Raw genomic sequence first — 17833 nt, forward strand, 5'->3', positions numbered from 1 at the left:
CGGCGATCTGTGCCGCCTGCCACGAGCTGTCGCAGCAGGGTGCGCCGCTGATCGTCGTCGGCGCTGGCCTCCCCCACCTCCCCGCGGTGCTCAGCGCGTCCAAGAGCTACTCGGAGCGGCTGTTCCGCTATCTGCGCATCGACCGGCTGGACCGGGAGGCCGCCGACCGTGCCCTGCTGGCCCCGGCCGCGCGGGAGGACGTCGAGTTCGAGCCGGCCGCCCTGGACGCCCTCTACGCGGCGGCCGACGGCTATCCGTACTTCGTGCAGGCCTACGGCAAGGTGACCTGGGACCTCGCCGCCTCCTCCCCCATCACCGCCGCAGACGTTGCCATGGCGGCACCGGTCGCCGAGGCCGAGCTCGCGGTCGGCTTCTTCGGCTCGCGGTACGACCGCGCCACCCCGGCCGAGCGCGAGTACATGCACGCGATGGCCGAGCTGGGCGGCCCCAACGGCGCCGCCGTGGCGACGTCGGAGGTCGCCGTCTCGCTCAGTCGCAAGCCCGCGTCGCTGTCGCCCGCCCGTGACTCGCTGATCAAGAAGGGGCTGGTCTACTCCGCCGAGCGCGGCTCCATCGCCTTCACGGTGCCGCACTTCGGCCGGTACCTGCTGACCATGGACGACTAGCTGTTGCCTCCTATTCGGCTGTCTAGCATTTTCGCTAGACAGCCGGATACGCCTGCATCGATCCCTCCCGTTCACCTCAGGGTCGTTCTGTGGTCAGTCGAGATGACCGGGGATCGTCCGGCGTGTGTCCCGCTTCACCGAATAAACGGGTGCATGTCCGCGTTGGAAGGAGCACAATGGTTGGTAGCTGGAGAAGCCAGCCGAAGTACTGAAGGAGCGCAGACCAAGATGAACATCGCCGCCAAACTCCGCGCCCGTCGCGTCGAGTCCCGCAACCGCCGGGCGGTGAACCGTGCCATCGCCACCGCCGCCACCCCGGCCATGCGCGACGAACTCCTGATCATGGCCCAGCGTCAGACGGCCCGGATCAACTGACCCAAAAACTTTTCTCGAAACCGTTGTAACACCCGTGGCTCGCCCCACGATGTTCCGGTTGACCCCGTAGTGCTGGCGGACCCCCGACCTGGCAGCACTACGGGGTTTCCTACCCCTGCTCGGTGTGCAGGGCCACCTTCGCTTCTGCCCCTCCGTCGTGATGCTGGGGGGTCGAACCCCCCAAGCCCCCCACGGTTGCTGCGTCGCCTTCCCTGTCAGCCGGCGTTCCTCCGCTGGTGTGTCGTCCCCGTTGGAGTGCGGCCCTTGTTGGTCGTCTCGGCTGCTGCCGTGCAGCCTCCGCTGGAGTGTCGCCTTCAGTTCGCGTGTCCAACACTCCGGACCCGCGTGTCCGACGCTCCGGACCCCTGAGTTCAACAGTCAGAACCTCTGAGTTCAACCGTGTCGGCTTGCGAGTTCAACTGTGGGGACTCGCGAGTCTCGCGTTCGGCCCCTGCGAGTCTCGGAGCGTTATTCAGATGTGGATCTTGTGGGTAGTGCAACAGCCCCGTCTAGCTAAGATCGTTTCCTCTCACAGAAGCCGATCTAGCTGGGGCGGGGCTGTTGCGGTACGAGTCTACGACGGGTCTTGATCACGCTCAGATCCAGGAGTTGGTCGCCCGGATCCACCAAGTCCTCTCTGGTCGGGGGCGTCGAGGTCGTTCGCCGCTGTTGGGCCTGTATCGGCGGGTGGTACTGACCCTGGTGTTGCTGCGATCGAACATGGGCCAGTCCGTGCTGGCCGATCTGTTCGAGATCTCCCAGCCGACCGTGTCACGGATCTACCGGCGGATGCTTCCGCTGATCGAGCAGGTCATCTGCCTGCACCGACCACCCCTACCCGAGGTGTTACGCGGGCGGGTGGTGCTGGTCGACGGCACCCTGATCCCGATCGGCAACCGGCGCACCGACCGCGAAACCCACGAAACCAACTACTCCGGGAAACGCCACAAAGCCGGCCTCAACGTCCAGGTCCTCTCCGACCTGTCCGGTCAGTTACTCGCCGTCTCCTCACCCGTGCCAGGCCGAACACACGACCGAACAGGCTTCACCGCCGCCGGGTACGACCACCTCCTGGCCGACACCCCACCATCGGTGACCTGGGCTACCAAGGCACCCCCGTGATCCGCCCCCGCCGCAAACACCCCGGCCACCAACACCACACCCGGCCAACAAGATCTGGAACCACTCCATCGCCCAACACCGAGCCGCGGTCGAACGCGCCATCGCACACTGGAAGAACTGGAAAATCCTCGCCACCGGCTACCGCGGCCGCCTGTCCGAACTCCCCAACCTCATCCGCATCATCACCACCCTCGAGTACTACCGACTCGGCTGGTGAACCCACATCTGAACAACGCTCTCGCTTTGGGCCCCTGCGAGTTGCGTGTTCGGGCCCCTCTACGTTGTTGTGGTTTCGGGGGCTTGTTTTGTTACGGGGATTCTAGGATGGCTGTTGCTCCCTGGCCTCCTGCTGCGCAGATTGAGATTAGGCCTCGGGATTTTTTGGGTTTGTTTTGGTTTTGGGTTTCTTTTAGTTGTTTGGCCAGGGTGGCTACTATGCGGGCACCTGTTGCTGCGAACGGGTGGCCTGCTGCCAGGGATGAGCCGTTTACGTTTAGTTTGGTGCGGTCTATTTGGCCTGGTGGGGTGTCCTGGTTCAGGCGGGTTTTTGCGAAGTCGGGGTCTTCCCAGGCGGCTAGGGTTGCCAGTACCTGGCTCGCGAAGGCTTCGTGGATTTCGTAGTAGTCGAAGTCTTGTAGGGTCAGGTTTGCTCGTTTCAGCATTCTCGGGACCGCGTACGCTGGGGCCATTAGTAGGCCCTCTTTTCCGTGTACGTAGTCCACTGCTGCTGTTTCTGTGTGGGTCAGGTAGGCCAGGACCGGCAGGCTTCTTTGCTCTGCCCACTCTTCTGTTGCCAGTAGGACTGTTGAGGCGCCGTCCGTTAGTGGGGTCGAGTTGCCTGCTGTCATGGTGCCGTCTTTGCCGCCGAAGGCTGGGGCTAGTTTGGCCAGCTTGTCGGCCGTTGAGTTCGGGCGGAGGTTTGCGTCCCTGGTCAGGCCCAGGTAGGGGGTCAGTAGGTCGCCGAAGAAGCCACGGTCGTAGGCGGCGGCCAGTTTTTGGTGGGAGGCCGCGGCCAGTTCGTCCTGGGCTTCTCTTGTTATGTGCCACTCTTTGGCTGTTATTGCCGCGTGTTCGCCCATGGAGAGGCCTGTGCGAGGTTCCGCGTTCTTGGGGATGTCTGGGATTACCTGCGTTGGGCGGATTTTCGCCAGTGCCCTGAGGCGTTGCTTCCAGGTCTTTGCTCTGTTCAGTTCCAGGAAGATCTGACGCAGGTCCTCGTTGATGCCCAGTGGGGCGTCGCTGGTCGTGTCCACGCCGCCCGCGATGCCGGAGTCGATTTGGCCCAGCGCGATTTTGTTCGCTACCTGGGTTATTGCCTGTAGGCCCGTGCCGCACGCTTGCTGTACGTCGTACGCGGGGGTTTCCGGGGACAGGCGGGAGCCCAACACGCATTCCCGTGCCAGGTTGAAGTCCCTGCTGTGTTTGAGCACCGCGCCGGCCGCCACCTCGCCCAACCGTTCGCCCTGCAGGCCGAAGCGGCTTACCAGGCCGTCCAGTGCCGCGGTGAACATGTCCTGGTTCGACGCCGTCGCGTAGTGACCGTTCGACCTTGCGAACGGGATGCGGTTGCCGCCGACGATCGCCACCCTGCGGGTCATCCTCGATCACCTTCCTCCCGGCTGGAAATCCTAACCTACTCGCGAGTAGGCTACGAGTCGAGAGAGGACCGACGCTTTGAGATGCGGAGCATCATGACCGACCGCTACCAGCAGTTCGCCCGGTCGAACCTCGGCCGGCAGGTCGTTCGGCGGCTTGGGTTGCCTGACCCCACGCCTCTGCGGCGGTACTTACCTGGTCAGCCCACCCTTGACGGCCCCGTGCTCGTCGGGGGCGGCGGGCGGATGGTGGACACCGTGCGTTCCGTGCTCAAGGGCATCTCCGCCACCGAGGTCACCGATGTCACTGAGGGTGAGCGGTTTGGTGCTCTGGTCTTTGACGCCACCGGTATCGACGAGCCTGCTCGGCTGCGGGAGTTGTACGACTTCTTCCATCCCGTCGTGCGGAACGTTGGGACCTGCGGTCGAGTGATCGTCCTTGGCGCGCCGCCCGCGGGCCGTGGGCGGGATGGCATTGCTCAGCGGGCACTCGAGGGGTTCGTTCGTTCCCTCGGCAAGGAGTTGACTCGGGGGGCGACTGCTCAGCTCGTCTATGTCGCTCCGGAGTTCGAGGTGGCCGCCGAGTCCACATTGCGGTTTCTGTTGTCCGCGAAGTCGGCGTTCGTCGACGCCCAGGTCATACGTATTGGCGTGCACGGGGGCGAGGTTGTCGAGCCCGAGGACTGGGACCGGCCCCTCGCCGGCCGGGTCGCGGTGGTGACCGGTGCGTCGCGGGGTATTGGCGCCGCCATAGCCGAGGTGCTTGCTCGGGACGGTGCACACGTGGTGGCACTGGACATTCCCGCGCAGGGTGAGGAGCTTTCCAGCGTCGCCAACCGGGTTTCCGGTGCGGCTCTGCAGCTGGACATCACCTCGGCGGGAGCGCCGGCGGCGCTCGTCACGTATCTGCGAGAGCGGCACACCAAGGTCGACATCGTCGTGCACAACGCCGGGATCACCCGAGACAAGCGACTTGCCAACATGAAAGAGGCTGCCTGGGACGCCGTGCTCGCGGTGAACCTGTCCAGCCAGCTCGCGATCAACGACGCCTTGCTCGACGGGGATGTGTTGCGGCGTGGCGGGAGGATCGTCGGGGTCTCGTCGATCGCCGGGATCGCCGGGAACAACGGCCAGACCAACTACGCGACCAGCAAGGCCGGCGTGATCGGCATGGTCAACGCCTACGCGCCGGTTCTCGCCGAGCGGGGAGCCGCGATCAACGCCGTCGCACCCGGCTTCATCGAGACGAAGATGACCGCGGCCGTTCCCTTGCTGATTCGGGAGGTCGGGCGTCGGCTGAGCAGCCTCGCCCAGGGCGGGCAGCCTGTCGACGTCGCGGAAACCATTGCCTGGTATGCCAATCCCGCGTCGGGAGCGGTCAACGGCAATGTCGTGCGCGTGTGTGGGCAGAGCTTCCTGGGGGCCTGATCATGGTTGAGCTGTCGTCCGCGCCCAGTCTCGCGGTCCTCTACCCGAAGGCGGTGCTCACCGGGTTTCGCCGCAGGGGCGGTGAGCTGCCGGACACCGTGTACACGCTGTCCGGGGTCACCGTCGACCGGAAGCACCTCGCCGCCTACAACCGGGTGTGCGGGTTCCGGCTCGTCGACGAGCTGCCGTTGACCTACCCGCACCTGCTCACCTATCCCCTGCAGATCAAGTTGATGGCGGGCCGCGACTTCCCGTTTCCGCTGGTCGGGTCGGTGCACGTGGCCAACCGGATCACGCGGCACCGGCCACTGCACCTCGGCGACCGGCTCGATCTGCGGGTGCACCTGGAGAACCTGCGTGATCACCCGCGGGGGCGGCAGTTCGACATGGTCGGTGAGGTGCTGGTCGACGGTGAGGTGGTGTGGACGGACGTGTCCACCTATCTCCGGCGCGGCGGTGGGACCACCAAGGCCGAGAGGGGCGAGCACGCCGAACCGCCGCCGTCGACCGCGACCTGGCGGGTGCCGGACGACATCGGGCGGCGCTACGGCGAGGTCTCCGGCGACCGCAACCCAATACATCTGTACCGGTTGACCGCTCGGATGTTCGGGTTTCCTCGCGCGATCGCCCACGGCATGTGGACGAAAGCGCGCTGCCTCGCGGCGTTCGAGGGGCGGCTGCCGGACGCCTACACCGTCGACGTGGCGTTCAAGCTCCCCGTTTTGCTACCGGCGAAGGTCGCGTTCTGGGCCGACGAGCGCGGGGGCGGCTGGGAGTTCGGTCTCTCCGACGCCAGGACCGGCAAGCCGCACCTGGCCGGCGAGATTTTCTAGGTTTCGCGCGGGTGCCAGGTCGAGCCGTTCACCAGGCCGCCGAAACCCATCCACGCCAGGTTCATCAGGCGGGACGCGACGATCCGGCTCGGCACCTCCGGCCGGTCCAACCACCAGTCCGCGAGGGACTCGGCGGCGCCGACCAGTGCCGCCGCGAGCGATTCGGTCGAGCTGCCGTCCAGGCCTTCCTTCGTCGCGACCCGCACCAGCAGTGTGTCCACGAGCGTGATGGCCTGGGTGCGCATGGCAAGCAACTCGTCGGAGAACGGGCCGCCCTGCGTGATGGCCTGCCGGTGCACGACTCGCCAGCTCTCGCGGTGCGTGCCCACGTACTCGAAGAACGCGGCGAGCCCGTGCCACAGCTGCATGTCCGGTGGTAGCTCGGGTCGCACGCCCGCGGCCACCGCGGCCAGTAACTGCGTTGCCTCGCGGTGGATGCACGCCGCGAACAGGTCCTCCTTCGAACCGAGGTAGGCGTAGATCATCGGTTTCGAAACGCCCGCGACGTCGGAGATCTCGTCCATCGACGCCTCGTGGTAGCCACGCTCGGAGAACACCCGGACGGCGGCGTCGAGGATCTGCCGCTCGCGAACTTCGCGCGGGAGCCGCTTGACCCGCCGCCGCTCTTCCACGGTCACCGATCCTCCCCGAACTCGACGAAATCTTTGTCAGCGTATCGTTACCCGCCAGTAGTTAGGGTGTCCATATGCGATTCAGGCGTAGGCGAGTCGTCCCGGCGCCGGCGGACAGCCCAGTCGACATCGACACGTTCGCCCGCGCCATCGACCCGAAACTGCTGGACGAGGGGCAGTTCGTTCAGCTCATCGACGTCCTCGACATGCTCGGTCGGGTCGGCACCGGCGTCCGCCTGGCCGCGATGAGCACGGACACGTTCGTGTGGTTCGTCTCCCGCGCCACACCCGCGCAACTCGACCACCTGATGTCGCATCCCCACCTGCGGCACGTCGTGTTCGACGAGATCTTCCGGCGGATGGGTGAACACCTCGACACCGCGAAGGCGGCGACCCTCCAAGCGGTCGTTCACTGGCGCTTCACCGGCGGCTCGGACGGCTACGACCGGTTCGAGACGATCATCGAGAACGGCACGTGCCGGTCGGGCACGGAACCAACGGCCGACCCCCGCGTGACGATCACCCTGGCACCCGCCGACTTCCTGCGTGTGGTGACCGGCGGCGTCCACGTGGCCATGCTCTTCATGCGCGGAAAAGTAAAGGTTCGCGGCGACATCGCGTTCGCCGCGAACCTCATCAGCTACTTCGATCTGCCCTCAGAAGGTGATCGCCATCGCGGGGTCGGCCAGCACGGCGCCGACGTCCGCCAGGAACTGTGAGCCCTGCTGCCCGTCCACCACACGGTGGTCGAAGCTCAGCGACAGCTGGCACACCTTCCGCACCTTGATCTCGCCGTCGACCACCCACGGCATGTCCCGGATCGCGCCGAGCGCCAGGATCGCCGACTCACCCGGGTTGATGATCGGCGTGCCGGTGTCCACGCCGAACACACCGACGTTGGTGATCGTGAAGGTGCCGTTCAGCATGTCGGCCGGCGAGGTCTTGCCGTCCCGCGCGACCGTCGTCAGCTCCTCCAACGCCACCGCCAGCTCACGCAGCGACAGCCCGTCCGCGTCGCGGATCTTCGGCACGACCAGGCCACGCGGCGTGGCGGCCGCGATGCCCAGGTGCACGTAGTCCTTGTAGACGATCTCCTCGCCGGCCCACGTCGCGTTCACGTCCGGGGTTCGTTTCACCGCGAGGCAGACCGCCTTGGCGGCGAACGTCAGCGGCGTCAGCTTCACGTCCCGGAACGTGGGGTGGTTCTTCAGCCGCGCGCGCAGCTCCATCATCGGCGTGACGTCGACGGTCAGGAACTCCGTGACGTGCGGTGCCGTGAACGCGCTGTCGACCATGGCCTGCGCGGTCATCTTGCGCACGCCCTTGACCGGCACCCGCCGTTCCCGCGCGGTCGGCGCCGCCGGCGCGGGTCCGCGTGCGGCTCGTTCCACGTCCTCGCGGGTGATCACGCCCGAGCCGGCCAGCGACCGCAGGTCAACGCCCAGGTCCTTGGCAAGCTTGCGTACCGGTGGCTTTGCCAGCGGCACCAATCCGGCCGGGTCCAGCAACGCGGCCGGCGAGTCCGGCACCGTGATCGGCTCCGGCGGTGAGACCACCGGGGCCGGCGGGGCGGTTGTCGTCGCGGCGGTCCTGCGTGGCCGGCGCTTGCCGGTCGTGGCCTTCGGGCCGTAGCCGACGAGCATGGCCTGGCCGTTGGTCTCCGCCTGGGCGGCGGGGGCGGCCGCCGCGCCACCGGGGTCGACGTCGATGGTCACGATCGGCTCGCCGACGTTGACCGTCTGCCCCGGCTCGGCGTGCAGCTCCGTCACCACACCGGCCCACGGGCACGGCAGCTCGACCGCGGCCTTCGCCGTCTCGATCTCGACGATGATCTGGTTGACCTTGACCTCGTCACCCGGCTTGATGTGCCAGGTCAGGATCTCGGCGTCGACCAGGCCCTCCGCCGTGTCGGGCAGGGGGAACACCTTGTAGTCAGGCATGCCTCGCCTCACCAGCCCAGCGAGCGGTCGACAGCTTCCAGCACCCGATCGAGGTCGGGGAGGAACTCCTCCTCGAGCTTCGACGGCGGGTAGGGCGTGTCGAACCCGGTCACCCGCACGACAGGCGCTTCCAGCGAGTAGAAGCACTCCTCCTGAACGCGAGCGGCGATCTCGGACGAGAGCGATGCTTCCGACGGCGCCTCGTTCACCACGACCAGGTGCCCGGTGCGGCGCACCGACTCGAACACCGGCGCCAGGTCGAGCGGCGACAGCGTGCGCAGGTCGATGACCTCGAGCTCCTTGCCCTCCTCGGCCGCGGCGGCCGCGGCCTCCAGGCAGGTCTTGACCATCGGCCCATACGTCGCCAGCGTCGCGGTGGTGCCACGACGCAGCACCCGGGAGGTGAACAGCGGCTCGGGCGTCGCGTCGAGGTCCAGCTCGGCCTTCTCGTAGTACCGCCGCTTCGGCTCGAAGAACAGCACCGGGTCGTCGCACTGGATGGCCTGCTGGATCATCCAGTAGGCGTCGATCGGGTTCGAGCACGACACGACCTTGAGACCCGCGGTGTGCGCGAAGTACGACTCCGGCGACTCGGAGTGGTGCTCGACCGCGCCGATCCCGCCGCCGAACGGCACCCGGATCACGATCGGCAGGTTGATCTTGCCCTGGCTGCGGAAGTGCAGCTTCGCGACCTGCGAGACGATCTGGTCGAACGCGGGGAAGATGAACCCGTCGAACTGGATCTCGCACACCGGCCGGAACCCGCGGATGGCGAGACCGACGGCCGTGCCGATGATCCCCGACTCGGCGAGGGGCGTGTCGAGCACGCGCTGCTCACCGAAGTCCTTCTGGAGTCCGTCGGTGATGCGGAAGACGCCGCCGAGCTTGCCGACGTCCTCGCCCATGATGATGACCTTGGCGTCGGCCTCCATGGCCGCACGCAGGCCCAGGTTGAGGCTCTTGCCGAGCGTGACTGTCTGCGTGCTCGGCTTCGTGGTCCGTTCGTTCATGACAGGCGCCACCATCAGTGCTCACCTCCAGCGCTGTGCCCGACTGTTCGCTCCGCGTGCTCCGCGAACCCGGCCGTGTACTCGAGGAAGGTGTCGCGCTGGCGGTCCAGCACCGGGCTGGACTCCTCGTACACCTCGGAGAAGATCCGCGACGGGGGAGGTGTCGGCATGTTCTGGCAGAACTCCCGCAGCTCGGCGGCGAGTTCGTCGGACTGGGTCTGCACCTCGTCGAAGAAGTCGTTCCCGGCCTGCTCGTGCCGCACCAGGTGGACACGCACGCGCTCGATCGGATCCTTCAGCTTCCACGCCTCCAGCTCGTCCGAAAGCCGGTACCGCGTGGGGTCGTCGGTCGTGGTGTGGGCGTCCATGCGGTAGGTGAACGCCTCGATCAGGACCGGGCCGTTGCCGTGCCGGCACTGGTCGAGCGCCCAGCGCGACACCGCGAGGGTCGCGAGCACGTCGTTGCCGTCGACCCGGATGCCGGGGAAGCCGTAGCCGCGGGCGCGCTGGTACAGCGGCAGCCGGGACTGGCGCTCGGTCGGCTCGGAGATGGCCCACTGGTTGTTCTGGCAGAAGAACACGAGCGGCGCGTCGTACACCGACGCCCACACGAAGCCCTCGTGCACGTCGCCCTGGGAGGTCGCGCCGTCGCCGAAGTAGACGATGGTCGCCTCGCCCTCGTCGTCACCGACCTTGCCCTCGAAGCGCTGGCCCATGGCGTAGCCGGCTGCGTTCAACACCTGGTTGCCGATGACGATCGTGTACAGGTGGAAGCGTTTGCCGATCGGGTCCCACGAGCCGTGGTCCGTGCCACGGAAGATGCCGAGCAGTTCGGTCGGGTGCACACCCCGGCACCACGCGACACCGTGCTCTCGGTAGCTCGGGAACGCCATGTCCTGCGGCTTCAGCGCTCTGCCCGACCCGATCTGCGCGGCCTCCTGACCGAGCAGCGGCACCCAGATGCCGAGCTGGCCCTGGCGCTGCAGTGCGTTGGCCTCCCGGTCGATGCGCCGGGTGAGGACCATGTCGCGGTACAGATTCCGCAGGTCCTCGGCCGTCACGTCGGCGACGTAGGGGTCCCATTCCGCATTGGCGACCCGCTCGCCTTCCGGCGTGAGGAGCTGTACGAGCTCCGGGCCACCCTCACTTGTCGCTCGCAATCCCGCGATCACCTGCTCCGCGGTCGGCTTGGCCGCGGTGGCGGCCGGTCCGACGCCGGGTTCCGGGTGCGTCCACTGTTCTGGGGACGACATGCGTTCTCCTAAGTGTCGACGCCGGGCGTTCGCTTGTGGCGACCGCACGCGGCCGCGCCATCGGCGGTCACCTGCCCGGGTGGGGTGGTTCTCATCCGCCGCTGGCGCTGACGGTTTTCGAGTCCATCCTGGCATGCGCGCATGGTCTGCCGTGAGGCCCGATCGTCGGCATCTGAGGCGCTGAGCTGGGAAAACCGTAGGATCACCGACAATTGGGCATTCACGGAGAAGCCTTGGCTCCAGCGCGATCACCTCCTGGCGCGGTGTCAACACGGCAGCTCAGAGCAGTCATCCTCCGGATCACCGCCGAGGTGGTGTCATGGCCCGGTGCGTGGCGCTGGGCCGTCCGGTTGACCAACTCGGCCATCAGAGTGATCTGCATCACTCCTTATGGTAGTGGCAGTATCGCCGGGGTGGATATCACCCAGATACGTAGCACCGTGAACCGGACGTGGGACTCGGACATCGTGCCCAGCCTGTCCGAGCTGGTGAGGATCCCCGCGGTCTCGGTGCTCTTCGACGCGGGCTGGGCGGAGTCGGGATACCTGGACGCCGCCGCGGAACACGTCCGCGCCTGGCTCGCCGCGCGTGACCTGCCTGGCGCGACCGTCGAGATCCTCCGACTGCCCGGCCTGACACCGGTCGTGCTGATGGACGTGCCCCCGTCGGACGGGATGCCGGCGGACGGTGGAACCGTGCTGCTGTACGGCCACCTGGACAAGCAGCCGCCGGTGGGCGGCTGGTCGGAAGGCCTCGGCCCGTGGACACCGGTGATCCGCGGCGACCGCCTGTACGGCCGGGGCGCGGTGGACGACGGCTACTCGGGCTACGCGGCGTCGGCGGCGATCGAGGCTGTGCGGGCGGCCGGCGGGAAGCACGCGCGGTGCCTGGTGCTGCTGGAGACGTCCGAGGAGTCCGGCAGCCCGGACCTGCCGGCGTACCTCGAGGCGTACCGGGAGCGGCTGGGTGACATCTCGCTGGTGGTGTGCCTCGACTCGGGTGGCCAGGACTACGACCGGCTGTGGCTGACCACGTCGCTGCGTGGCATGTGCACGGTGACCGCGACAGTGACTGTGCTCGAGACCGGGCAGCACTCTGGGGTGGTCAGCGGGGTCGTGCCCAGCTCGTTCCGGGTGTTCCGGCAGCTGCTGGACCGCCTCGAGGACTCGACGACCGGCGAGATCCTCCTGCCGGAACTGCACACAGAGATACCGGTCGACCGCGTCGACGAGATGAAGTCGCTCGCCGCCCTGCTCCCGTCGTCGATTGCCGCCGCGTTCCCGCTGGTGGCGGGCATGTCCCCAGTGTCGGACGACAACTACGAGCTGATGGCGAACAACGCGTGGCGCCCCACGCTGTCGATCATCGGCGGGGCCGGGCTGCCGCTGCCGGAGGATGCGGGCAACGTCCTGCGCCCGTTCACGACGTTGACGCTGAGCTTCCGCCTGCCGCCGACCGCCGATCACGACGCGGCGCTCGCGGCGATCGAGCGAACGCTGACCACGGATGTCCCGTACGGCGCGAAGGTCACCCTCTCGCGGCAGGAGACGGGGCCGGGCTGGAACGCCCCGGCGACCGCGCCCTGGCTGCACACGGCACTGGACTCCGTGAGCGAGACCGTGTTCGGCGGCAACCAGTGGCTGACCCTGGGTCTCGGCGGCTCGATCCCGTTCATGGGCTCACTCGGCGAGGCCTACCCGAACGCCCAGTTCGTGGTGACGGGCGCCGCGGGCACGGACAGCAACGCGCACGTGCCGGACGAGTGGCTGCACATCCCGCACGCGAAGCGAGTGACGGAGTCGGTTGCGCTTCTGCTGGACGCCCACGCCCGCGAAAACCAGGGCTGACGGCAGGTCTGGTCAACCCGCCGCCGATGTCCTGCCTTCAGTGCATACGGCGGCGGGTTGAGCAGGCGTCTGTCCGCGGAAACAGAACCCCTCCGAAGTCCCCTGTGGCCTCCGGCCCCCGGAATCCAGCCTAACGGCGAGCACCGACACCCCGGCCACACAACAGCTAACCGGCAAAGGGTTCACCCGCCCAACCCCGAGCGAAAGTCCCACTCGCGCACCCGGGGGCCCCCCGATTTCCAGCCTAACGCCCAGGACCGACAGTCCCGGCCAGACAAGATCAGCACCACGGGGGTTGTCCACAGCACGACCAGTTGTCCACAGGCCGCTGCCCGAAGCGACGAAACCGTCAGTCCCCTGCCGTAGGCTGGAAACCGGGGGCCGGAGGCCGCCGCCAGAGGGATAGCTGGTCGAAAAACCGGTCTTCGTCAAGGCACGACTCGGGCTACGATCGCCTCATGCGCGCATGGTTCCGACATTGATCTGACCTAGCACCACGTTTTCCGGCGTCGCTGGTGGCGGCGCTGTTGCTCGTCCGTTTCTTCGACGAGACGGTCGCCTACCTGCCGTACGCGGCGGTGGAGTCGATCCGCGCGGACATCGGCCTGACCTACGTTCAAGCCGGCTTCCTGCTGTTCCTGTACCCGGGCATCGGCCTGCTCACCACACCGTTCGGCGTGCTCGTCGATCGTGTGGACCGACGGGTGCTGGCCGCGCTCGGCGGTGTCGGTTACGGCGCGGGTCTGTGTGTGTTCGCCGCGGCCGGCGACTTCTGGACGTTGGTCGTCGCGGTGTGTCTGATGGGCACGTTGGGCGACCTGCTCGTGCAGGCGGCGGAAGTGTCGCTGGTGGAGGTGGCTGGCGAGAACGCCGAACCGGCGCTGGCGCGGGCGAACCTGCTGGCGGCCGTGGGCGATCTGGCGGGCCCGCTGCTGCTCGCCGCCGCGTTGTGGTCGGGCCTCGGCTGGCGGGCGGCGTTCTGGGCGGCCGGGTTCGCGATGGTGGCGTACGGCCTGACCCTCGCCACCCGTCCACTGCCGCCACCCACCCGCGCCGACGACGAACCGAGCGTGGTGGGTGCGCTGCTGGCGGTGGCGCGGGACCGCAGGGTGATCGTGGCCGGCCTGCTGGTGGGCGTGATCGTCGCGTTCGACGACACGTTCATCGGTTTCACGATGGCGTTTCTCATTGGCGGGCAAGGAATGTCGCCGGTGGTCGCGACGGTGGCGACGGGTGCCGGCATGGCGGGCGGACTGGCCGCGGCCGCGTGGGCGAGCCGGACCAGTCGCCGTCGAGTGAGTCTGCTGACGTGCTCGCTGGCGCTGGCCGCGGGTGTGTTGCTGCTCGTGGCCTTCCCGACCATCGTGACCGCGGCGGTGGCGATGGCGCTGGTGGGCGCGGCGGTGAACCTGGCGTGGATCATCCTGCAGGCGCGGTACATGACGCTTCGCCCAGGACAGGCAGGCACGACGTCCGCGGTGGCGGAGGCGGTCAGCCAGATCGGCGTGACCGCGCCACTGGTGACGGGCTGGCTGGCGGACAAGGCTGGCGTTTCGGTGGCGATGTGGCTGTACGTGGCGCTGGCACTGGTGTTCGTGGCGTCAACGTATCGAGCGCGCTAGGTCCGCGAGCCGGTCGGCGATTACTCCCGGTGTACCGGGAACGGCGTTGATCCACTTCTCTTTCCGTGAGTGGCTCACAAAGATCGCCCACCGCCCGTCGATGAGATCGAGCACGGTGAGCCACCCCTCGGACCGCTGGCGAAACCCGTCGGCGTCCCGCCGGGCGGCGTACAGCTTGGTGACGGCGTTCCGTTGGATTTTCAGGAGCGCGTCGAGTCGTCGCGCGCCTTCCGGTCGTGCCGAAGTGGACCGTCGCATGACGCTGCCCGCGGACCGCTGCGGTGTGTGGAAGTCTTTGTGGCTGACGGAAATAGCGTCGCCGCGGGCCACGGGCACGTCGGGCAGCCGCCAGGCGAGAGCCTCGAGCGTCCGGTCGGCGTCGCACCGTTCGAAACGGACGGTCTCTCCGGACCGAGTGAGCAGAACCGCTTGCCGCCCAAGGGAAGCACCGAGAACCGCGTAGGTCTCCTCGACGGAGGTGACCCATCCGTAGTACTCGGTCGTCGCCCGCTGCACGATGTTCACCGTGTCGACGAAGTCGAGGTAGTCGCGCTGCTCCCCGAGGCCGGCTTCCTTCAACTCCTGCTGGACAACCCGCGCGGCCTCGTCCGCGAACCGCGGCGACACGTACCGCTCACCCCCGGCGAAGAGCGCATGGGCCTCGCCCAGGTCCTCCTTCTGGATCATGCTGAGCAGAGGAAAGACGGAGATCTCGACCGCCCGCCCGGTTCTCATCGGTCCTCGTACTCCATCCTCGTCCCCCTTGTCCGGTAGTCACCGGACGGACGCGCACGGTAGCCGAGGATACGACATGACCCGCTCCCCGGTGCCGCCCTTCGGGCTACCGGCATCATGGGCGCATGGGTTCCAGCCGCACAGCTGAACACGATCGGTTGGCCGAGTCTGAGGAGATGAACTCGCCCTGGCGATTCTGGGGCCCCTATTTGGCCGCGCGGCAGTGGGGAACGGTCCGCGAAGATTACTCTCCGTATGGCGATGCGTGGGGATACTTCACTTTCGAGCACGCTCGGTCCCGCGCCTACCGGTGGGGTGAGGACGGCATCGCCGGGATCTGTGACCGGCACGGCTTCCTTAACTTCGCCGTGGCCATGTGGAACGGCCAGGACGAGATGCTCAAGGAGCGGTACTTCGGGCTCACCAACGGCGAGGGCAACCACGGAGAGGACGTCAAGGAGCACTGGTGGGTGCTCGACGGCACGCCAACGCACTCGTGGATGAGCGTCCTCTACCGGTACCCGCAGGCCGCCTTCCCCTACAGGGAGTTGCGGGCCCGCGCGGCCGAAGCCCGGCGTGACGAACGGGAACCCGAGCTCGCCGACACCGGCGTCCTGGCCGGCAACCGGTTCTTCGACATCCAGGTCACCTACGCGAAGGCCGCACCGGACGACCTCTGCATCGAGATCACCGCCACCAACCGTGGACCGGAGGCCAAACCACTACACCTCCTGCCCCAGCTGTGGTTCCGCAACACCTGGTCGTGGGGTCGGGACGCCCGCCGGCCCGCGCTGATCGCCTCCACCGCGAAGGGGTGGACGCGCGTCGTGGCCGAGCACTCGCGGATCGGCCGCTACACCCTGCAGGCAAGCGGCCAGCCGACAATGCTGGTCACCGACAACGAGACCGACGAGATGGAGCTCTTCGGGCGTGGTGGCAACCCCAGCCGCTACACCAAGGCCGGCATCGACGACCACGTGGTGCGCGGCATCGAGGACGCCTGCCAGGTCGTCGAGCCCGGCACAGCGTCCCAGCCCGGCACCAAGGCCGCGGCCTGGTACCACTTCGAGTCCGTCGCGCCCGGCGCCGAGGTCACCGTCCGGCTCCGGCTCATCGCCGGGAACGGGCACGGCCGCGCGTTCGGCCGCACCTTCCGCAACACCATGGCGCAGCGGCGCAAGGAAGCGGACGACTTCTACGCCGACCGCATCCCCAACCGGGACGGACACGAGCGTGCCGTGGTGCGGAAAGCGCTGGCCGGGCTCCTGTGGACGAAGCAGATCTACCGTTTCCGCCTGCGGCACTGGCTCGAGGGTGATCCCGCCAACCCGCCTGCGCCGAGTGAGCGGATGCGGCCCGGCGGACGCAACGTCCACTGGCGACACCTGGACGTCGCGGACGTGCTGTCCATGCCGGACGAATGGGAGTACCCCTGGTTCGCCGCATGGGACCTCGCCTTCCACATGATCCCGTTCGCGCTCGTCGACCCGGCGTTCGCCAAGGACCAGCTGCTGCTCATGTGTCGCGAATGGATGATGCATCCGGACGGTCAGCTGCCCGCATACGAGTGGGAGTTCGGCGACGTCAACCCACCCGTGCACGCGTGGGCCGCGCTGCAGGTGTACTTCGCGGAGCAGCACCGCACCGGCACCGGCGACCGTGTGTTCCTCGCCCGCGTCTTCCACAAGCTGCTGCTCAACTTCTCCTGGTGGGTCAACCGGAAGGACCCCGAGGGCAACTACCTCTTCGAGGGTGGCTTCCTCGGCATGGACAACATCGGTCCGGTCAACCGGTCCGAAAAACTGCCAGCAGGATGGCGTTTCGAGCAGTCCGACGCCACCTCCTGGATGGCGACCTACGCGCTGCACCTCATGCGGATGGCGCTGGAGCTGGCCAGGCACGACGAGGCGTACGAGGACGTCGCCACCAAGTTCGTGGAGCACTTCCTCTCGATCGCGCAGGTGTCGTCGCGGTTCGGGTCGGCCTCGCGTGGGATCTGGGACGAGCAGGACGGGTTCTGCTACGACCTCGTGTCCCGCACCCACGGCGACGGCTCGGTCGAGTCGTCCCCCGTTCGCGTGCGGTCGATGGTCGGGCTCATCCCGGTGTTCGCGACCGCCGAGCTGGAGCCCTGGGTGTTCGCCGAACTGCCGCACTTCGCGGCCCGGCTGAACTACCTGCTGCACCACCAGCCGGAGTTCGGGCAGTTCATCACGTGGCGGTCCGGCGACGAGCGGGCCGCGCTGCTGTCCCTTCTGGACGAGGGCAAGCTGCGGCGGGTGCTGACGCGCATGCTCGACGAGGGCGAGTTCCTCTCCCCGTACGGGATCCGCTCGATGTCCGCCGCGCACCGCGACGGGCTGGACGTGCACGTGGCCGGACAGCAGCACTGGGTCCGCTACGAACCCGGCGAGTCGCACACCACGATGTTCGGCGGCAACTCGAACTGGCGCGGTCCTGTGTGGTTCCCGACGAACGCGTTGCTCGTCCAGGCGCTCCACACGATCGACTCGTTCCACCGGGGCACGTTCGCCGTCGAGCTGCCGACCGGCTCCGGCAGGACAATGCCGCTCGGCGACGCGGCCGGTGAGCTCGCCGGCCGACTCGCCAGCCTGTTCCTTCCCGGCGAGGACGGTCGGCGGCCGTCGGACGGCAAACGGATCGAGGCCAGTGACTCTCCGTTATGGACCGCGCATGTCACGTTCAGTGAGTTCTTCGACGGCGACACCGGCGAAGGACTGGGCGCGACTCACCAAACCGGGTGGACCGCCCTGGTCGCGGCCTTGATCACGGGATGGCCACGCGCATGGTGACA

General features: G+C 67.7%; 16 protein-coding genes. 10 read left to right on the top strand and 6 right to left on the bottom strand.

Going from position 1 to position 17833, the window contains the following annotated elements; genetic code table 11:
• From VF106_RS19245 to VF106_RS50920, 4 genes are all read left to right on the top strand, one after another.
• On the top strand, positions 1 to 626 hold a 626-nt coding region (locus VF106_RS19245), incomplete at its 5' end, for a DUF8462 domain-containing protein (protein ID WP_524535857.1).
• Positions 627 to 854: 228 nt separating this feature from the next.
• Positions 855 to 1001 carry a hypothetical protein gene (locus VF106_RS19250; protein WP_330841135.1) on the top strand — a complete coding sequence of 49 codons (147 nt, stop codon included), beginning with the start codon at positions 855 to 857 and terminating at the stop codon, positions 999 to 1001.
• Between the two features lie 702 nt (positions 1002 to 1703).
• A complete protein-coding gene (locus VF106_RS19255) occupies positions 1704 to 2123 on the top strand; it encodes a transposase family protein (protein WP_330841136.1) in 420 nt (139 codons plus the stop codon).
• A 67-nt stretch (positions 2124 to 2190) separates the two neighbouring features.
• Positions 2191 to 2340 (top strand): hypothetical protein, encoded by a 150-nt coding sequence (locus tag VF106_RS50920; RefSeq protein ID WP_414639024.1) that lies wholly within the window; start codon positions 2191 to 2193, stop codon positions 2338 to 2340.
• 91 nt (positions 2341 to 2431) lie between these two features.
• Here the strand turns inward: VF106_RS50920 and VF106_RS19260 are convergent, their stop codons facing one another.
• Positions 2432 to 3721, bottom strand: a complete 1290-nt coding sequence (locus VF106_RS19260; RefSeq protein WP_330841137.1) for an acetyl-CoA C-acetyltransferase — start codon at positions 3719 to 3721, stop codon at positions 2432 to 2434.
• A 93-nt stretch (positions 3722 to 3814) separates the two neighbouring features.
• On the opposite strand from VF106_RS19260, the gene VF106_RS19265 reads away from it, so the two are divergent.
• Together VF106_RS19265 and VF106_RS19270 are read left to right on the top strand one after the other, a co-directional pair.
• Positions 3815 to 5146 (top strand): 3-oxoacyl-ACP reductase, encoded by a 1332-nt coding sequence (locus tag VF106_RS19265; RefSeq protein WP_330841138.1) that lies wholly within the window; start codon positions 3815 to 3817, stop codon positions 5144 to 5146.
• Positions 5143 to 5979: a MaoC/PaaZ C-terminal domain-containing protein gene (locus VF106_RS19270; protein WP_330841163.1), complete on the top strand. Its 837-nt coding sequence runs from the start codon at positions 5143 to 5145 to the stop codon at positions 5977 to 5979. The genes VF106_RS19265 and VF106_RS19270 overlap by 4 nt, the downstream gene beginning before the upstream one ends.
• On the opposite strand, the gene VF106_RS19275 is transcribed toward VF106_RS19270, so the two are convergent.
• The gene (locus VF106_RS19275; RefSeq protein WP_330841139.1) at positions 5976 to 6617 is read right to left on the bottom strand and encodes a TetR/AcrR family transcriptional regulator; all 642 of its coding nucleotides are present in this window, start codon (positions 6615 to 6617) and stop codon (positions 5976 to 5978) included. The two genes, VF106_RS19270 and VF106_RS19275, sit on opposite strands and share 4 nt — an antisense overlap.
• Positions 6618 to 6685: 68 nt before the next feature.
• Between VF106_RS19275 and VF106_RS19280 the strand changes: the two genes are divergently transcribed.
• Entirely contained in the window at positions 6686 to 7330 is a 645-nt protein-coding gene (locus tag VF106_RS19280) for an SCP2 sterol-binding domain-containing protein (protein WP_330841140.1), read from the top strand.
• Here the strand turns inward: VF106_RS19280 and VF106_RS19285 are convergent.
• From VF106_RS19285 to pdhA, 3 genes are read right to left on the bottom strand one after another with little or no spacing between them, the layout of a single operon-like run.
• Positions 7268 to 8551, bottom strand: a complete 1284-nt coding sequence (locus tag VF106_RS19285; RefSeq protein WP_330841141.1) for a dihydrolipoamide acetyltransferase family protein — start codon at positions 8549 to 8551, stop codon at positions 7268 to 7270. The genes VF106_RS19280 and VF106_RS19285 overlap by 63 nt on opposite strands.
• 8 nt (positions 8552 to 8559) lie before the next feature.
• Positions 8560 to 9576 carry an alpha-ketoacid dehydrogenase subunit beta gene (locus VF106_RS19290; RefSeq protein ID WP_330841142.1) on the bottom strand — a complete coding sequence of 339 codons (1017 nt, stop codon included), beginning with the start codon at positions 9574 to 9576 and terminating at the stop codon, positions 8560 to 8562.
• Entirely contained in the window at positions 9576 to 10814 is a 1239-nt protein-coding gene (gene pdhA, locus VF106_RS19295) for a pyruvate dehydrogenase (acetyl-transferring) E1 component subunit alpha (RefSeq protein WP_330841143.1), read from the bottom strand. The genes VF106_RS19290 and pdhA overlap by 1 nt, the downstream gene beginning before the upstream one ends.
• A 404-nt stretch (positions 10815 to 11218) precedes the next feature.
• Here pdhA and VF106_RS19300 point away from each other — a divergent pair, with 404 nt between their 5' ends.
• Both VF106_RS19300 and VF106_RS19305 read left to right on the top strand, forming a co-directional pair.
• Positions 11219 to 12661, top strand: a complete 1443-nt coding sequence (locus VF106_RS19300; RefSeq protein WP_330841164.1) for a M20/M25/M40 family metallo-hydrolase — start codon at positions 11219 to 11221, stop codon at positions 12659 to 12661.
• Between the two features lie 515 nt (positions 12662 to 13176).
• The gene (locus VF106_RS19305; protein WP_330841144.1) at positions 13177 to 14283 is read left to right on the top strand and encodes an MFS transporter; all 1107 of its coding nucleotides are present in this window, start codon (positions 13177 to 13179) and stop codon (positions 14281 to 14283) included.
• Here the strand turns inward: VF106_RS19305 and VF106_RS19310 are convergent.
• Positions 14263 to 15018, bottom strand: a complete 756-nt coding sequence (locus VF106_RS19310) for an ESX secretion-associated protein EspG (RefSeq protein WP_330841145.1) — start codon at positions 15016 to 15018, stop codon at positions 14263 to 14265. The two genes, VF106_RS19305 and VF106_RS19310, sit on opposite strands and share 21 nt — an antisense overlap.
• Positions 15019 to 15194: 176 nt before the next feature.
• Between VF106_RS19310 and VF106_RS19315 the strand changes: the two genes are divergently transcribed.
• The gene (locus VF106_RS19315; protein WP_330841146.1) at positions 15195 to 17831 is read left to right on the top strand and encodes an MGH1-like glycoside hydrolase domain-containing protein; all 2637 of its coding nucleotides are present in this window, start codon (positions 15195 to 15197) and stop codon (positions 17829 to 17831) included.
• Positions 17832 to 17833: the final 2 nt, after the last annotated feature.

Origin of the sequence: Actinophytocola sp. (assembly GCF_036378875.1) — a bacterium.
Taxonomy (GTDB): Bacteria; Actinomycetota; Actinomycetes; order Mycobacteriales; family Pseudonocardiaceae; genus Actinophytocola.